The organism is Microbulbifer okhotskensis (assembly GCF_023895975.1).
GTDB classification, from domain to species: domain Bacteria; phylum Pseudomonadota; class Gammaproteobacteria; order Pseudomonadales; family Cellvibrionaceae; genus Microbulbifer; species Microbulbifer okhotskensis.
Genome location: NZ_JALBWM010000082.1, coordinates 1 through 18,854 on the forward strand (window position 1 = coordinate 1; position 18,854 = coordinate 18,854).

7 protein-coding genes and 1 pseudogene are annotated in these 18,854 nt (G+C 46.1%); 3 read left to right on the top strand and 5 right to left on the bottom strand.

All coding sequences use genetic code 11. The annotated features are described in order from the left end of the window. Window positions 1-200: pseudogene (locus tag MO867_RS15735) on the top strand (integrase core domain-containing protein); the annotation flags it as partial. Window positions 201-450: 250 nt separating this feature from the next. On the opposite strand, the gene MO867_RS15740 reads toward MO867_RS15735, so the two are convergent. Further along, window positions 451-1,428 (bottom strand): GlxA family transcriptional regulator, encoded by a 978-nt coding sequence (locus MO867_RS15740; RefSeq protein ID WP_252470820.1) that lies wholly within the window; start codon window positions 1,426-1,428, stop codon window positions 451-453. A 1,071-nt stretch (window positions 1,429-2,499) separates the two neighbouring features. Continuing rightward, complete coding sequence (locus tag MO867_RS15745; RefSeq protein WP_309143308.1) at window positions 2,500-2,751, bottom strand: hypothetical protein; 252 nt, start codon at window positions 2,749-2,751, stop codon at window positions 2,500-2,502. Between the two features lie 1,942 nt (window positions 2,752-4,693). On the opposite strand from MO867_RS15745, the gene MO867_RS15750 reads away from it, so the two are divergent. After that, a complete protein-coding gene (locus MO867_RS15750) occupies window positions 4,694-5,785 on the top strand; it encodes an acyltransferase family protein (RefSeq protein ID WP_252470822.1) in 1,092 nt (363 codons plus the stop codon). An 816-nt stretch (window positions 5,786-6,601) separates the two neighbouring features. Here MO867_RS15750 and MO867_RS15755 read toward each other — a convergent pair. Together MO867_RS15755 and MO867_RS15760 are read right to left on the bottom strand one after the other, a co-directional pair. After that, the gene (locus tag MO867_RS15755; RefSeq protein WP_252470824.1) at window positions 6,602-11,188 is read right to left on the bottom strand and encodes an RHS repeat-associated core domain-containing protein; all 4,587 of its coding nucleotides are present in this window, start codon (window positions 11,186-11,188) and stop codon (window positions 6,602-6,604) included. Between the two features lie 935 nt (window positions 11,189-12,123). After that, window positions 12,124-14,205 carry a neutral/alkaline non-lysosomal ceramidase N-terminal domain-containing protein gene (locus tag MO867_RS15760; RefSeq protein ID WP_252470826.1) on the bottom strand — a complete coding sequence of 694 codons (2,082 nt, stop codon included), beginning with the start codon at window positions 14,203-14,205 and terminating at the stop codon, window positions 12,124-12,126. Between the two features lie 757 nt (window positions 14,206-14,962). Here MO867_RS15760 and MO867_RS15765 point away from each other — a divergent pair. Then, window positions 14,963-18,034: a cellulose binding domain-containing protein gene (locus tag MO867_RS15765; RefSeq protein WP_252470828.1), complete on the top strand. Its 3,072-nt coding sequence runs from the start codon at window positions 14,963-14,965 to the stop codon at window positions 18,032-18,034. A gap of 250 nt (window positions 18,035-18,284) precedes the next feature. Here the strand turns inward: MO867_RS15765 and MO867_RS15770 are convergent, their stop codons facing one another. After that, window positions 18,285-18,743 carry a hypothetical protein gene (locus MO867_RS15770; RefSeq protein ID WP_252470830.1) on the bottom strand — a complete coding sequence of 153 codons (459 nt, stop codon included), beginning with the start codon at window positions 18,741-18,743 and terminating at the stop codon, window positions 18,285-18,287. Window positions 18,744-18,854: the final 111 nt, after the last annotated feature.

The window sequence follows — 18,854 nt, forward strand, 5'->3', positions numbered from 1 at the left end:
CTCAATGAGCCGCAAGGGAAATTGTTGGGACAACGCGCCGACTGAACGTTTTTTTTAGCAGCCTGAAACGAGAATGGTTGACGGGAAATATCTATCCGACAAGGGAAGATGTGAGAGCCTATATTGCGTATTACAACTCACGTAGGATACATACAAAACTGGGGGACGTAGCCCCTATCGAATTTGAGAAATGTGCTTAAAGAGGTGTCCGGTTGGACTTGACCACAACACAATAGAACAGCATTAGTAACTCGACCGCATACGGGAAAAACTGGAAAATCTATGCGTAAAAAAAAGAGCTTCAGGCAGGATAGCGTCGAATAGTCGGCATCTATGAAATAGATCCAAAGCATCAAAATTATTGACCACAAGGGCCCTCAAAAGATTATGGGCCTCTGTATCCATACAAATTTTCAATAAAAAACTTATAGTATTTCGACTAATATATATTTACCCGCTGATTTTTTGACGATATTCACGAGGCAACATTCCTTTGTTACGGCGGAAAGCTCGCCTCAACTGTTCCTGTGACTTAAAGCCACAAATCGTCGCGATCCGTTCTTGTGTCAACGCTTGTGTTGCCAATAACTGACACACCTTTTCAACGCGAATTTTTTCAACAAATCGGCCGGGTGTAACGCCCATATCTCGAGTAAAGCAGCGTGCAAAGTTTCTAGGGCTCATAGAAGCTTTTTCGGCTAGACTATTCACGCACAACGATTGCTCTAAATTACTGTGGATCCACTGCACCAAGTCTAAAAAACGATCACTTTGTAGCTGGCTCAATAAATAGGTACTGCTTTGTTTATGATCGCTGTCACGCTTTAAATACAATACCATTAACTGGGCAACGGACAAGGCGATCCCCCTCCCAAAGTCCTCTTCAACCATTGCAAGAGCCAAATCTACACCGGCACTAACACCAGCAGATGTAAATACGTGACCATCTTTAACAAACACACTATCTTCATCGACCTCTACTTCTGGAAAAACTTTAAGGAGGTCAACATATCTCCAGTGTGTAGTCGCACGCCGCCCATTCAACAACCCAACTTCTGCCAGAATCAAAGCACCATTTCCAATACATCCTATTCGTTCAACTAGACCAGACTGAATAGATATCCAATGCTTGAGAGACTCACTAACGTTAAAGCGTTCCGCCTCATCGTGAAGGTTTCCACCAATAAGAAGTGTATGTATATCTTTAGAGTCAGTAAAACATCTATCAGCACACAACCTGAGTCCAGAAGAAACGAGTTTTGTATCTCCGTCCTCAGCTAGAAATTCAATTTCGTACTGGTCGTCACAACTCAACCCCTTATCCTTTAACTGCTGATTCGCAAGCGAAAAAACTTCTGCCGGGCCAATCACATCTAAAGAGTGCGCCCCAGAATAGAAAACGATAGATATTTTCTTTTTACAATTCATTTTATTTTGCAGAAAGGCACCAAAAAAAATACACTAAAACTAAAAATCACGGTCTTAACTACACCCCAAGATCGCCCCAAGCTGTAATAGTTTTTTAGACACAAAAAGCCCACAATAGACTCCAAGCTGTTTAGCTAGAGATGCTATAAATGGCTTAGCCCTAATTAGGGGCATTAAGCAAGGAAACATCAATTAAGGGAATGCCTTTTTTCGGCAAGAATCAGTTACACGGTGATTGATACCCCAATGAGAACTTGTGCTGATGGATACCTCTACATATCAGCCACCCTCTTAAAACCCTACGTATGTATGTGTACACCACGATTTATCATGCTCTATTTCATACGAAGGTTATACAGGTAAACTACTTTATCCTATTAAGCAACCTTGACGTTAAGGTACCAGCTTTTTCTATTCTGTAAAGTAATAACGATATTTTTTTTTGGAATATGCAGTCGAAAAAAAAATACTCTCGATTACTGCCAAATAAACATTAATTACTGACAGCAAAATGTGTATTTTTAAATGAGTGTCACATGAAGTGAAAAAGAAAGAAAAAACACAAGGATAGCCCCAGAAAAAACTAATCCTTCCTGGGGCTTCCCCTAATGCCGCAAACTTGGTCCAGGTTGTCTAATTTCTATTGACATAAAAAATCCATCAACTGGAAAATAATACCCTGACACAAAACTGCAACAATTCTCACCTACCTAAATCTCTCTTCGATTAGTCGCATTTCTCATTCCACTGACCGCAAGACGCCATACCCGGCCAATCCAAGAAATAGAGTGTGCTGACCAATCAAACTAGGGCATCTAGTCGAAAAATCACTTGAATTGCACCCTTTGACTATAGATCTTTCCGTAAAGTCATCCTCAATCACAGGGCCACCCTTTATATCCTACTAGGCTCGAAAGTACCAATTTGAAGCTCGACGCTCACAATTTGCAAATAGCTAATGGAAAGCAACACACACGGGCCGCTGGGCAATTCGCGCAATCAAATTCGAATCAAAATATTTTAGAAACTTGTTTATTTGAGATAGGCTGGAACTCCCCCACCAGATAATTCCTAGAATGCCAACATAAGCGACACACGCCTGCCTGCTAAAAACTCCAGCGGACTCCAATAATTTAACATTTTTCTTGGCCGGGCATTAATACGAAACATCGCATCATCAATCTGACTTTTCGGCAACTTGCCAAGTTCCATCCCTTTTGGGAAGAAACGCCTCAGCAGACCGTTGGTATTTTCGTTCAACCCGCGCTCCCACGAGTGATACGGCTTGTCAAAATATATATTGCAGCCTAGTTTCCGCGCGATCGACTGGCGGGCCCGCGAATTCGCCGCCGTTGTCGAAGGTTATGGCTTTACACACCGCCTAATAAGATTTCAGTATCTGCTTGATTGCACGGCTCGCTGCCTTCTTACTCTTATTTGATATTCTGCGAGTGAGTAATAATTTGGACACTCGCTCAACCAGGTCGCCAAATAGTCATCTAGACCATAAATCGTGTCACCCTCCCGGTGCCCGAGCTCTATGTTGCCATCAATAATCGCCGGACGTTCGTCATGCGCCCTGGAATGAGCTTCATTCCAGCCTCAGGGCCCGTGCGCTTGCGATCAGGCTTGCCTTTTCGCGGCAGGCGCGGCGCCAGTTGAGCCGCCAAATCCAACGGTAAAGGGTTGAACAGCTGACTGTTTTGTCCCGCTTCTCAAGCCGCATGCGCCCGGCAATTTGTTCGGGACTTGCGTTTTTCAGCTAGTGGTCGACTTGCACTTTCATGGCGAAATCGAACTTAGTGTACTTACGCGCTCCGTGTCGCTACTGAAGCATCTGTCGGTGAGTGCTCTCCACACTGTAAGGGCTACAGTGGTTTAGTCCGTGGGAAATGGTTTTGTTGCAACTGAGTTATAACGCAATGGCTCAAGCTGAATAGTTATGCCCGCTGAGGACTTTAATCTGGTATCGTTCTTTGAGGGTCAGCTGGCTGGTGTGGGTTCCCTTGGGGTTCCTGGCTTGTTTGCGTGGAGGCTAGCCAGCTAGCCTCCTTTACTATCACCAAGTGTGTCGGTTATTGTGGCAATCTAAGGTTTGAGCAAATAGCCAAGGCTTTACTACGCCAAGAAAGAATCCGGCATGTTAATGAGACCGGTATCAATGTAAATGGTAGCCGTCTATCTCTTTACATAATGCCTCAAGTATTTACTGGATATTGATTGTGCCGCATGCGAAGCGCGGCAATGAGGCTACAGAAACAATGGATAGGTTGTCCCATTATCAGGGCATTCCTGGAAACCCTATTACCGTTATACAATGTACTCGTACGCCCTGTGTGATGCACATCATCAGCGTGAACTAACCCGTACTTTTGAGCAGGATGGCCAGGAGTGGGCCAGACAAATGGCGACACTGCTACAACAGATCAACGCGGCAGGCTGGCGGCTGCTTGACTGAAGATGTATGCAAAAGATGGTGTAGAAAATACAGAAATCTGATTAAAAAAACTGGGCTGGAATGCCCACCCTCCGAAGCTGATGAATCACAAAAAAACGTGGCAGAATAGCTCGAAGTAAATCTCTCAACCTCTTGGGGTGATTATAAAAATACGAACGGGATATTTTGCGCTTTATGGAGAATCATGATGCACCGTATACCAACAATCAGGGTGAAAGGGATCTTCATATGGCCAAAGTACAGAAAAAATATCGAACTGCTTTCGCTCTACAAAAGGAGCTAAGATTTTTTGCCGTATCCGTAGTTATCTATCTACTTGTAAAAAGCATGGTATTGGTGTTAGAGAAGCGCTGGATAGCCTATTTTCAGCGGTGGGGTGTGGCCTGAATTTATTCTTAAGAAAATAGTGGCGCTTAGGATATCAGCTGAATAGTTACCATGCCCCAGTCTATGTTTAAGGCACTCTACAATAAAAAATTAAAGAACACATTAAAGCAAACAGTATATCTTTTCTACAATGACGCCTGTAGGATTTCCAATTAATGAAATCATGAAATACATCAATTTCCCTCCAGCTTATTGATTTATAATAGAGCCAAGAAAAACAGATTCATCTACGGCACACTAAAATTTCTGGCTGCCAGGAGGGGCGCAGTCTAGATCATTTTTTAACCACACTTTAAACATCGCTGATAATCCTGTTTTATTTGCTATAGAAAATAACGAGCAGGGAAATTATTATATGCCAGATCAAGCAGACAACCCACCACCCAGCCTTACATGACCATAAGTAATAAGTCAAACCTAATGAGTAAACGCTTTCTTAACCTCGACGCCCTACGTGGCCTAGCCGCTATTCTCGTTGTCTGGCAACATAGCAGCGAAATTTTTATCCGCACCCCAAGTATCGCCCAACATGGGACTAGCTTGGCTGAGATTATCAGTCAACTGGATTTTGGAAGAATTGGAGTGATTTGTTTTTTTCTGATATCTGGCTTCGTGATTCCCTATAGCTTTTCTGGGGCGCGCAGTAGCTTAAAAACATTTGCTATTCGTCGTTTTTTTCGCCTCTATCCAGCCTATTGGATATCATTGTTTATCGCGGTAGCATTGGCCTGGCTAATTGCTGATAGGGTTTTCCCTACCACAACGGTTGCTGCCAACATCACAATGTTACAGTCACTGATGGGGTTTGATAATGTACAAGGACTCTATTGGACCTTGACAGCTGAGCTAATTTTTTACTGTCTGTGTTCATTTTTATTTGCAAGAAGTCTTTTAGCCAGCCCCCAAACGCTCCTCTTATTCTGCTGGGGGGGGCTATCTTTGTTTATAGGCTGGCAACTTTTGGGGAAACTTCCCGTTTCCCTCCCAGAGCTTCCACCCACAATTACCTATATTCCTTATTGTATTGCCGTGATGTTCTGTGGAACTCTAATACGGCACTGCCATATTGAAAATAAAGATTACTGGTATGCCACACTAGCCCTAGCCCCAACATTCTTTATTCCTCTACTGGTCTTAGGGCTCCATTTTTTGGGCATGTCGGTTACTGAAGACCCCATTCGCTTTGGCCTCTCTCACCTAATCGCTCTGCTGATTTTCTTCTTGGCACTATCTTCAACCTTCAACCCATGGCGCCCTCTAATCACCTTGGGCACCATCAGTTATTCAATCTATTTACTTCACCCCGTAGTCATTCGTCTATTAAAATGGACAGTACAGCAACCATGGGGCCAAGTATTTTCCAGCTTTACTTTGGAGGTTTACTTATTGGCAACAACCTTGGGCAGTATTGCGCTAGCAGCAATAGTTTATCGCCTAATTGAGAAGCCCTCTATAAATCTGGGGCGTCGCCTAAGTAGAAAACATTCCAGAAATATAGTCGCTACAGCTTGACATTCCCCCAATGATTCTATGCCCGACATTAATTGAAGCATGAACCACCGCGGAAGAAGGGCGGGCTTAGTCCGCCTTCAACCAACGCTTGACAGTTTCTTTGATTTTCGAAGCTGGGAAATTCAAGCTCTATCACAAATAAAATCTACGAAAGTGCCTTAAAATTATTGATGGGTGTAGCTATTTGCTTGGTATTAGTCGGATAGGAAAACACCTGTCAATCACACACAATAACCTCTCACAAGGCTCAAAAATGACAAAAGTAGATAGAATATCTCTGACACCATGGAAGTATCTAGCGAGGCTTTGTGAGGTGGAATTCAGAGTTTGTGTATTTTCAGACGAGCTAATCGCTTGTGTACTGGAGATGCAAACACGGCATCGGTTGTCTATCACCACAAAAATTCGACTTTTGAAGTAGATGAGATCAGAAATCTCGGGACTCAAGGGGGAAACTCCAAAAACTGTCAAAAATTAAATGCACAGACATTAAAAAGGTATTAATGTCATTTCTCTATTAATTTTCTCGAGAAAGAACAGTTTGAAGATAAAATATGAAGCTCCGTCCACTCACACCTTTTATGCGATAACCTTAACCAAATATAGTGGTCCACTATGATTGCTGCCTTTGTCACCAAAAAGCCAACAAGTATCGATGGATGAGAATGGGGGCATGCTCTGCATTAGCCATAGAAGGCTCCCAACACTTTTGTTTTTCCTTTACGGCTTCTGCTGCTAGGTAGATCGCTACCGTATATTCTAGCTCCACACCTATCACCGCAGAAGAATTTCCTTCAATATTCTCTGTTGGGCAGCTTAAATTTCAGCACTTTGCTGTTCAGCAATTAGGCCACTACCACTAAGGTTAGCTTCAATAGCAAAATATCCTTGAACGCTACTCCTGGATATTTTCAATCCAGCTATTCCCTCTTTACAAGTGAGGCCATAAGGGGCAACCCCAACAAGCGGATTAGGCGCATACTGATAATTATTGCCCCCTCCCCTCAGTCCAATAGAGTCTTGCTGAGTAAACTCCCCCACCAGTGGGTCATAATATCTAAACCGGCTGTAAAGCAGCCCGGTCTCGGCATCAAGATACTGCCCCTGAAAACGGATAGGCTGTTCGATCTGATTCTCATAGACCAGAAAGATATGGCCATAGCCTTGATAGGCAACACGCCATACCACCTCACCTTCTTGGTTGGTGAGGGTATCTGGCATACCTAGGTGGTCCAGGTGGTAGTGATAGACCTGCTCGCTGTCCGGCGTACTTTCTTTTAGGGCAACAGGTTTAAAAGTACTCGGCTCAAAGTAATAGGTACGGGTATTGAGAGTCTGCTTGCTTTGGAAATCAGTCTTACTTTCCTGCAAGAGCACATTTTCATCCCAGAGAAAGTCGACCTTCTCTCTGTTATTTACTTTACCAATACGACGGCCCAGAGGATCATATTGGTAGTGAACGACCTGCTGGAACTGCTCTGTACCCTTCTCTGCCTTGATCTTTTCTACCCGCACCAACTGCTGGCGGCTGTTGTAGTGGTAGCGGGTTTGCAGTTTTTGCCCTTTGCCACGCAGTTCGGCGATGCGGTTGCCTTTGATATCGTAGCGGTAGTGAGTATCCCCACGGAAGGCTAAGCGGTTACCTTTAGTTTCAGTGGTATTGGCCTGCTGCTTAGCTTTACCTTTAGAACTAGCTGCGGCGAGAATATTGTGTGCGGGGTCGTGCACAAATTGTTCGGGGTTAGGGCCATTCACCTGAGTCAGGCGATCGAGGGCGTCGTAGTGGTCGCTACGGGTAGCATGCAGGCTATCTTCAATTTTGGCAATCTGGCCGGCTTTGTTGTACTGGTAGCTGCGTTCAAGTATTGAGCTTTGCGTGGGACCCGATACTGGTTCGTCTGTCTTGCCCAGGCGCAGTTTTTGCAGGCGGCCCTGCGAATCGTAATCTCTTTGACTTTCCAGCCCATTGCCGTGTTGGCGCTGGCTCTCCCTACCCTGCTCGTCGTGGCTGATACGGATGATCAGTTGATCGGTGTCACTACCTACTGGGCGGCGGTGCAGGCTTTGGAATTGGCCGGCGGGGTTGAAGGCGAAATTGAGCACTTCGCCGTCGGGCAGTGTGCTGGCGATTCGGTTGCCGGCAGCGTCGTACTGGTGACTAAGTTTATCTTTGCCTTGCCAGTCGGTAGTGATACGGCCATTGGCGTCGTATTCCCAGCGCAATTTACGGTGGGTGTTTTCCGCTTCGATCAGCTGTCCGCTGCGGTTGTAGCGGAAGTTGGTAATGCCATCCGGGGTGATTTCTTCCAGCAGCCTGCCGAAAGGGTCGCGCTCGAAGAGGGTGTCTATGCCCTTGCCGCTCTCCGTATCGGTAACTGCTCTGGAGCTGACCAGATGGCCGGCACGGTTATAGGCATAGCGGGTGACGCGCCCATCGAAGCCGACCTCTTCAATCAGGCGTTCATTGAGGTCGTATTTCAGCTGGTAGCGCTCACCATTTTCACTGATAAGGCCAACCAAGTTACGCTCGCCGTCGTAGTGGTATTCGAGGCGGCTGCCGTCCGGGTTGGTGCGGGTTTTTACCTGGCTAAGGCCATCGTAGACATAACAGGTGCTGCGGCCTTCCGAGTCGGTAACTTCGGCAAGCAACCCTTGGGGGTTGTAGCTGTATTGGGTGCAGGCGCAGTCTGGGGTAGTAACTGCATGAATGCGATCCTGGGCGTCGTATTCATAGCGGGTGCTTTGGCCGGGGGCGTGTTGCACTTCTGCCAGGCGGCGGGTGCCGTCGTAGCGGTAGTGCTGGGTACGGCCCATGGGGTCTTTGACCGCGGCAAGTTTGCCTTCGGGATTCCACAGGTAACGGGTGGCATTGCCCAGGGGGTCGGTGACACTGCCGATCAGGCCCACCGGGTTATAGCCGTACTGGGTGCTATTACCTAGAGGATCTTCGGTACCTACGATCTGGCCATTTTTGTTGTAGCGGCGCTGCCAACTGTTGCCGGCAGGATCGGTCACTTTTGCGGGCAGGCCTTCGCGATTGTATTCGATACGGTGGCGGTTGCCGCTGGCATCGGTCTTTTGGCTCAGGCGACCCTGCTCGTCGTAGTGATAAATTTCTTCGCGCAGGCTGCCATCGTCGCTGGGCAGCAGTACCTTGGTAACCTGGCCCAAGTCGTTGTAGCTATAAAGCGTTTCTGCTCCTTCCGGGTCGCGGTGGTAAATAGGCAGTGCGCGCTCGTTAAAGCGGTAGCGCTCCTGACCGCCTCGGGTATCAGTAACGGTGACGCCCTTGCCATCGTCATCCCAGGTGAACTGGTAGTTGTAGGTACCCTGACCACCGATGGGATCACCCCATTGGCGCGTACAGCGGGCAGCGGGGCCTTCGGCATCCCATTCAAAGTGGAAACGGTAGCCGGTTTTGAGGGTGCGCTGCTTGATAACGTGTTGGTGATACTGATACTGCTCACAGTGGCCATCAGCATCGGTGGCTTTGATCAGGTCACCTTCGTCACTGTATTCGTACTGGGCCAGTACTTTGATGCGGCCATCGCGGGTTTCTTTTTTCAGTTCACCGATACGATGGCTGCTGGCCTGCCCTTCTGGGGGGCTGATATGCAGGGCTTCGCCAATACTGCTTTCAATGCAGATCAGGCGTTCGTCGATATAATGGAACAGGTAGTCGTTGCCGTAGCCGTCGCGGATCTCGGCGAGCTTGAGCGCGCCTTTATCACCAGTAGCTTTGAAGTGCTTTTGCACTCCGTTGGGGGCACCGTAAGGAGAAATAATCCAATGCTCATCATTGACGCGAGTGAGTGTTAACTGCTCCACCACATTATGGCTGCGACCGCTGTCTCCCGGTGTCGGCAGGCTGATTACCCGCCCTTCGGCATCGTGGAACTGTACCGGTTTGCCCGGGCGCCATACCAGGCGCTCATTTAAGGTGTGGGTCCAGCCGTGACCCAGGCCTAAATCCCTGGCGTTACTGCTTCGGTAAGTTCGAGCTAGGGTTAATGACAGCGGGCCATCCAGTACCGTATCAATCAGGGTAAGGCGCTCTTCACCGGTTTTTAAGTTGATTCGCTCGCCGCCCTCACAGGCGTTGGCATTGCACTGAGAGCTATCGCCATTCTGGTTTTCACCGGTGTCGCTATTGGTTTTGTCCGGCTCACTGGGTTGAGCCGTTATACTACTACCGCCAACTCGGCGACCCTGGGCGCCATTAGAAACACTTATAGAATTACGATTACCAGCCTGGCTACTGCTACCTGGGCCTAAATTGGTGCTGCTGCTTGAAGAAAAACTAGTGGAGGGAAAAGGGCTTTCGGTACTGGAGCCGCTCAAAGCGGAAAATCTGGACCCACTCCCCCTGGTCTTACCTCCACGTTTTTCGGAAAGTAGTTTAAGCTGTTTATTCAACTTGGCAAAATTCAACATCAAATCACCAATAACAAAGAAATCTTTCACCAAGCGTGTATTTTTAACCAAAGATACTCTCGCTTTAGTACCTCCTGTAACCGTCACTAACATGACCGTAAGAATAATTTCAAAAGTGCCACTGTCAGTTAACTCGATTACTTCGACACCGTGCTGTGCTTTAATATAGTCCTTAGCGAACTGGAGAATGGTGTCTCGCAATGCAGGCTCATCATAAATCACCTCAGCGACGTTAAACGCCAGTTGTAGCTGTTGCTTGGTGATGGAAGTAGACTCAAAACCTAGTGCATTCAGCAGTGTTTTATGCCTCAACGACAAGCGCTCTTTACCCAACGTCTCAAGCTTTTTGTCATATATCACATAATTTGCAGTCACCGCGGCGACTTTGAAAAATTGGCGTACTGGCTGCACCATAGCTACTACTTCGACAAGACCTCTGGGCCAGATAGCCGGCTCCCAAACGGGTTGCCCGACTCTCTTAGCTCCCCCATCAATGTAAGTCCCAACTTTTTCCTGGCCTGAATGCTTCTCTTGGCGCTGTGGAACCAATGTTGTATCGGCACCTTCCAGAACAATAATTTTCTGAAGCCCCACTCGAATCTTGCCGACGAACTCCGCTTGAAGATCTTCAAGAATCGAAAGTGGCAAAAACGCCTCTTCAATGACTAGGCGGCTTAGCATCAAAGCACAGTAGATGGACTTGTCCCGTTGGTTGAGATATCCAGGTACATCCATCTGCGGAGTTAACAAGAGCCGGTTGATTGTATCTACTGCCTGCCCGGCATCTGAGTCAGCGGCCGAGACACTTTGAAGGCTCAAAAAGTGATCATAAATCTGTTGCAGCACCCTATCATCGAACATTTCCAATAGCTCAATGGCATTCACCCTTTCCGGGATATCGGCTTGGTAGGCCCAGCCAACACGGACTGCGTAACGAATCCCCTGAGAATTTTCGATGAAAAGCTGCATTAGAGGCTAGAATCCTATCGACGTATGACCAACAATGACCTGATCATTTAACAATCAGATTCCCTGGAAGTGTGAAAAAGCCCGGCCAAAACAACAGAGGGTTTCTAGAGTGTCCACTCCAAGAAAAGCCCCTGCCGACATCTAATGCCAATATCAGCACTCTCCATTCGACCTCTCCAAGCAAAATTCCGATATCAATGAAATACAAGCTTATGCAGTGGCCGAAAAATTCGGGCGAAGCTAACGTAATTTGAAAAACCGTGACAGGAAAAAACGATTACAGGCAAGCACACGACAGTGTAAATTAAATTGCTTTGGGCATTAGTGGAAAATTCGACTCAGAACTTGATAGCGATACTGTCGGAAACAAGTAAAATTTACCACTTAATTGAGCGAATTGCTGACCATGCCAGTAGCAGGTAATCTGATACTTGATTTAATAAGCACCAAAGTACCGTATATCCTACCTAGCTTTGACAAATTATAACGGTTTACAAACAGCAGCAGAGCAAGTTCTTTGGCCGGAAATAACCCTACTTTACCCATTGGATAGGCTAGATGTTATTGAAAACTCAATACCAAAAACCCATATGCATAACACATAGCACAGATGAGCACACAACTATGAGGGTAAAAATTGACGCTCATTTTACCCGGCTGATGAAAAGATACTTTCCTGCTCTGACAACGCAAACCAGGGTGTTCGTGCACAAATCAAGTACGCACGTACTCGGTACGCCGGGAAGGGCTTGCAGATATTGCGGCGTTATCCAGCAGTGAATTCGATCAACTAGTGAGGCGAACTTAAAAAACTCGGATGTACATTTTAAATTATGAATACAAAACCTATTAAAACGACAATTAAATATAGGGTGCAGAAAGCAACAAGCATACAAAAAGGTCGGTCAGGAAGGCCGACCTTTGGAATAAGATAGCTAATTATTTATGGTAAAACTGCTTGACTTGCCGGTATAACTCGAAACATTACCATTCCAACCACTCTTCCAATGACCAAAATGTTTAATACGATAGGTTCCTGCGGGGGTATCCTCGTCAACAACCCATTGCCCTTCAGCAAAGGAGCACGCCAAACAATCAATCGCTGTATCTCTGGTCCATATAAAACGAGTATTCAAGTCATCATCTGTTAAATAAGTTTCCCAATTGCCATTCACTTTTCGCTGGACTTCTATAAAAGTACCCCCTGTTCGGAAGTTGTTCCGAGGGTGGCCTGAACGGAAAGTCGCAGATACGGTCTCGCCAGATGAGTAACTATTCTTTACATCATCCCATACTTGGCCAAAAGACTCCCATAAGCGTTTATCATCGTAAACAACGCCTATCACATTGATTATCTGGTCATTCGATAAATCAACCGGAGTGGGACCTGGATCGAGGCTCAGACCGTCAACCATGGTATAAGCCATTTCAGTATAAATTTGCTGATAGGCAGACAAAGTATTCGGTCCAAAAATAGTATGAGCACCTTCATAGTGCTGCATATCAAATTCTTCATGTGTCGTCACATAGCCTGAATAAGCATTCGCCAATCCGGCGATAACCACAGTAGTAACTCCACTGTTTTGAAAGGCTGTTTGGAGCTGTGTTTCAAGTCGGCGACCGGCCATCGTTGTCATTTCACTGGGCGCGGCAACCAAAGCCAGAGCGCCTATGCGAAATAACTGGAAAGGTAAATAAGGAGTATAAAGCTCTTGCCCTACCACCGTGCGCTCTACAAATGTTGGTTTTGGATATTGGCAGGGGTCATCATGGGTGGCATCGTAAACGGCAGCAGCAGAAAAGGCATTCATTAATCCAAACAGTGGGTATCCTTCAATTGTTGATTCAAATAAACTCTCGCTTCTATCCCAATCAGTTCCCTCATTTTCCACAGACATCCCTTCGAAAATGCCGTCAATCCCACTGGGGCCATCCCAGGTTGAACCGGCAGTAAACGACCATCCTACCGCACCCTCACAAATGGTCTGTTGACCCTCGCCAGTATATTCTCCTGCAACAGTATAACCAGGGAAATACACATACTGGTGACGATAATCTAGATTGCCCTCAAGTTTTACTGAGGCCGACTGGTACAGTGATTGAGCCTCAGCTACCTGCTTTTCAGCTGCCAGAATAAGGCTGTGATATTCAGTATCACCACAGCCATCTCTGGGGCCACAAACATTCGGAGATGCATCACCCAAATTACTATTGGCGAATGCCGCTACGAAATTTTTGTCCGCGCCCTGCTGAACAGCCCAACTTTCCAACAGCTGACTCGCGGCTCCTTTATGATCAGCACTCAATTGGCGTTGTCCGGTTCCTAAGGACACATTGTGTAACGCAAACCAATTGATAACTCCCACAGACTCACTATTTGCATTGACCAATTTCAGTTGCGTTACGGTTTTATTGGTATCATGCTGATAATCACCAGCATCTGTATTTTCTGAATAGGGAGTGGGATTACGATTAATACTAGCGTCATATAAAGTCCCCTGATCAATATAGATATCACCTGCTGCGAGACTGTCATCAGCTGCAACGATCGACTGATAAATACCATCCACAATTACATCGTAGTTATCCTCTGCATAACCCAATGCACTCATATTCAGCATGACGTAATGATCATATCCACCGGGCCCTACATGGGTATGGGTAGCGGTGAGCATGACGTTATCATCGGTATATCTACTACTCCCAAACTGGTTCTTTAACTTGGCGATAACACCCTGCTTTATCCCTTGAGGAATCCCTTGAAGATCTGCCGAGACAAACACCAGGCGTTGATTATCAGAGCTATCTGAAATTGTAAATGCACGGGACCACAGGCGTGTGTGGATACCTTTTGTAGTCTGGTTCGTCTCACCGTAACCAACCATTCCTACATCGGCAGCTGGGCCTGTAATGTCATACTTTCCAGCCCCGACTAGCCAATCATCAGAATATGTATTGGAAGGTAGGCCGGCTAAAATTAGGCATGCCAACAGGCAATTCCCAAGTATTTTTTTCATTATTTTTCCAGAATTTATACGCGCAGAATTAAACCCACCACGGTCAATGTGGCGTGCCCTATTCGCTCAGGATTAACATTAACAACTCAGCGCCACCAACAACCAGAAAAGCGCCTATAAATAGAAAGCCAATTAAGTATTTGGTTTTTATCATTTCCCTCTGAAAAACAACGCCTCTCTTTCCAAAGATGAACCTGTAGAACAAACCATTGGCGACAAATAGCCTTCCTACATAAGGCATACTGGGACTTCTTGCCATACGTTAGTACGCGGGTGCCAGCATAACTCAATTCTTAGAATTAGTGCTCCTGCAACAATCCAAATCCCGCCACAAGTTGCCGCAGTAACAAACTAAATTTGAAATATATACCGTACAGATCAACCATATTGGAAATAGACATCACTCAATCTATCCTCAATAGGCAAAATTGCACTCCCTATTATCAAAAGATCAGGAAGCATCAAGCAAATTTATAAAATCGTGATCGACAACCCGCCTCTGAGCCATAACTTTCATTTGCGGTGATCAAATTAACGATGACTATATATTCTCGAGGTGGGGACCGTCAGGTATGAGAGATATAAACTGAAAATCCTATGTGATAAACCAACTGGTATTGCTGACAAGATTGAAAAAGACAGACATATAGACTTTTAGGTCAATTTATCATTTGATGTAAAACCTCTCCAAAAGGAAACTTTTCATACCTCTGGGACACCTAAGGCCCTGGAAAGGCCTTATAAAGAAAAATCACTGATGTCTATAAAATTAATTTTACTGGCACTAGCCACCCCCCTCTTATTAAGTCACCTCCCTGTCACCGCTGCGGATAACTGTAATGTACTCATGACAGTGCAAAGCGAGTGGAAAAATGGGTATATGGCATCAGTAGTCGTGCGCAATACCGGCGATGAAGCTATTGAGGGCTGGACGCTCGCCTGGGAGTGGCCAGAAGACCAACAGATCAGCCATATCTGGAATGCGGCAGTATCGCAAGATGGAAATTCAATTACCGTAGAGGGAACTGGGGGCTTTGCTACGATACCAGTCGGGCAGGCTCAAGCTTTTGGGCTTAATATTGAGTATTCAGGCGGGAAGCAGCAACCCACCAATATTCTGGCCAGTTGCGAATCCTCTCCGGATCCGATACCAGAAGAACCGGCGCCAGAAGTGCCGGGCAAGGAACCAATAGACACGCTCAGCAGCTACAATCTAATCCTTGGCACGCAAACCATCGGCCCTAAATATACATTCTCAGATCAGGGCTCTCTGCTGGAAAGTGCTCAAGCCATCCGCGACATGGGCTCTAACTTACTGAAGATTGCGCTTTCACCCAGCCTCTATACAGAGCTAAAAGACTACGGCCTTGACTACCAATTCAAGCAGATGCTGGAAGAAATTCCCGCATTCAAGCAAGTCCTCGATATGGACTTTTCTTATTACATGTTTTGGGTTGAGGACTCAGGCTCCTGGATGGATAACCAAGGCATGTCACAGGTTGAATTGACGTGGCAGTACAATAAAATTTATGCCCTGGCGGAACATCTGTTAACTCAGTATGACGGTTCCGGTAAAACATTTATGATCGGCCACTGGGAGGGTGACTGGAATCTTGTTCAAAAAACGGATGGAACCCGTGATGATAACTTGGAAACTATTGACCCGGTTCGGATCCAGGGTTTAATTGACTGGCTGAACATCCGCCAAAAGGCTATTGATGACGCCAAAGCCAATATTTTGCACTCCAACGTTAATCTCTTCCACTATGTTGAAGTTAACCGCGTAGAGTCCGCCATGCAAGGTAAAGAGCGCATAACTAACGCCGTTTTACCCCACACTAGTGTGGACTTGGTGTCGTACTCTGCCTATGACCTGACAACTCAGGAAAAACACTCAGATTTTGCGATACTGAATACAGAACTAATTCGCGCCCTCGACTTTATTGAGTCCAAGCTACCGGAAAAATCGGGATTACCCTTTGAGAAGCGGGTTTTTATCGGCGAGTATGGCTACGGGGAATCCTGGTTTAAAAATTGGGGGCCGCGTTCTGGAGAAGCCCAGGATATGTTGTCACGCAATGTGATTAAAACTTCGCTCGCCTGGGGGGCACCGTTTATTCTCTACTGGCAAATGTATGGTAATGAGTACGATAGTTGGTTAAAGGAATTTGTTGGCTATTGGCTTATTGATAATAAGGGCATCAAAAAAGAAATTTACCAAACACACCAAGACTTCTATGAAGATGCCAGACGTTACTTGCTGAATTATCAATCTAGTGAAGGGCTTCTTCCCCCGGAATCTGAATTCCGAAACTACGCGTTGAAATGGTTCGAATCCCCCCCCCATTCTGGAGATAACCCACAACCTACCCCAGACAATCCACCCCAACAACCCGACACGCCCCCAGTGCCAGTGCCTCCACCGGTCTCCTCTGGCCAATGTGAAGTAGTCTACAGCCTCCAAAGCGACTGGGGCACCGGCTTTATGGCCAATATCGCCATTCGCAATACCGGAGATCAACCGGTTGAGCACTGGCAGGTGCGATGGCATTGGCCTGACGCCCAAAAAATAACTCACCATTGGAACGCCGATATCGCAGATCAGAATGGCTCTGTCATTGCTGCTAGTTCAAACCCTATTGCGGTGGGAGAAGCTCGCGCATTTGGTTTTAACGGAAAGTATACCGGTACAAATTCAATGCCAACCCCAACCGTATCTTGCTTCACTAGTGACGCAGAACAAGTCCCTGAAACACCCACGGGCGATGACACATCCCGCAAAAAACCAAACGTTCCCTCTCAGAGTAATGCCATTAAAATCTGGTTTATTGGGGACTCAATTACCTATGGCATGACCACCCTACCCTATAACACAAAGGGATTTCGCTCCCAGATATGGCAACATATGATTAATGCTGCCGATGGGAAATCGAGTCTGCCGTTTAGTACCCATAATGACAGCGGCAAGCTGAGTATCGCTTACAGCGGTAAAAGCCTTCATACTATCGGCACCGTCAGCGGGCCAACCGGTCCCGACGACATACCTCAGAAGACGGGAAACTATTGGCATTCCGGCATCCCCGGAGCAAGTACTCCCGACATGCTTTGTTTTCTCAGCCCCTCAGAGCACCAGATCAGTAGCGGTTATAGCGTGAGTAGCTGTGAAGAATCGCTCAATTATTTTAATAATGTAGTCGTAGAGACCTGCCGGGAAAGGGTTGGTGGCAATGGTTGGTTATCCAACCCTGCCTGTAGTTTAACCCAAGCCTTGTCGATTGATACTGCCGTCGTTATACCTATCCAATTAGGCACCAATGACATCACTTCATTAAGTAGGAACGAAGCCATTAACTGCCAAGTAAAGCCCACCCCCGGAAGCCAAACTGCGGGCCGGCTTAATCAAGTTGCAGAAAACATCCTTTCTCCCTCAGGTGCCGACAATCAAGCAGCCGTAGTCGGAAAAGTTCACACACGATTAAAAGAGTTTGGTATCCCCAATGAAAACATTGCCTTTATCATATCCACGATCCCACGCCGTACAAGCCTGGACGGGCAGGACCCGTCGAATTATTGTACTGACTACTACAATACTCAAGTGAGAAAAATCACCGAAGCGGCATCTCGAACATTCAATGTTTATCTGGCAGATCAGGGGAATATTGTCCCCTCTGGAGATTCTGTACACCCGGTAACCGCCCAACATACCCTCATGGCTTGTAATCTGCTATACGGCTATGCCAGCAACCAAACTACAGATAATGCCACATGCCCAATACCCAAAACCACAAATCACGGGCTTATTGGTGCCCTAAAACAGGTTTCGCAGTAGAGCGTGGCACCACAAAACAATCAAAATCATTGGATATGGCGGCCACTAAAAACAGCGCCGCCAAAATAATTTCTATCCATATTAATTGAGGGCGCTTGGATTTTAGCCTCGAAGCACATCATTTCAGCACCCCGATAAAAAACATCCTCCATCAACGGCCATGTTCCAAATTCGGCTTGAATAAATCGGCAAGACAGAGAAGTCAAGATTACACATCTTCGCGCTATACGGCCTCTTCCCGACATATACCCTACAAATAATTATCTTCTTTTAGCCTCAACAATTCATCAACACTTAAAGAACGAGCTAAATAACCATCAACGTCGTCATCATCCAGGTCATGTACAAAGCAATAAACCTCATGACCAGTATTTAATTTTATTTCTGCTCGTATCAAGGGTAGTAGGCCACAGAAAAACTGGAGCAGATCTAATCTCGAGTTCATCTTAAATAGAGGACTAATATCTACTTTTAGTTGGTCATCTTCGAAATATTTGTATTCCGCTACGTTCCACAGGTAATATTTGATATCTTTTTTATACAAACGCTTCCAGCTTTCCACCTCGGATTTTTGGCACACCCCTACCAGCATTTCAGAAGAATCACTCTGATCAAAAACAAAGGCAAAACCTACACAAAAAGGGGTGACCTTAGCATTCAAAATAAACTTGGATACTATTGAAGAAACAACGCGACTATTAAACTTCATAATTACCTCCCTTCACCCAAAATACAATTAATAGCAGGGTATCAGGTTGTGGCCTCAGACATAGACATAGACATAGACATAGACATAGACATAGACATAGACATAGACATA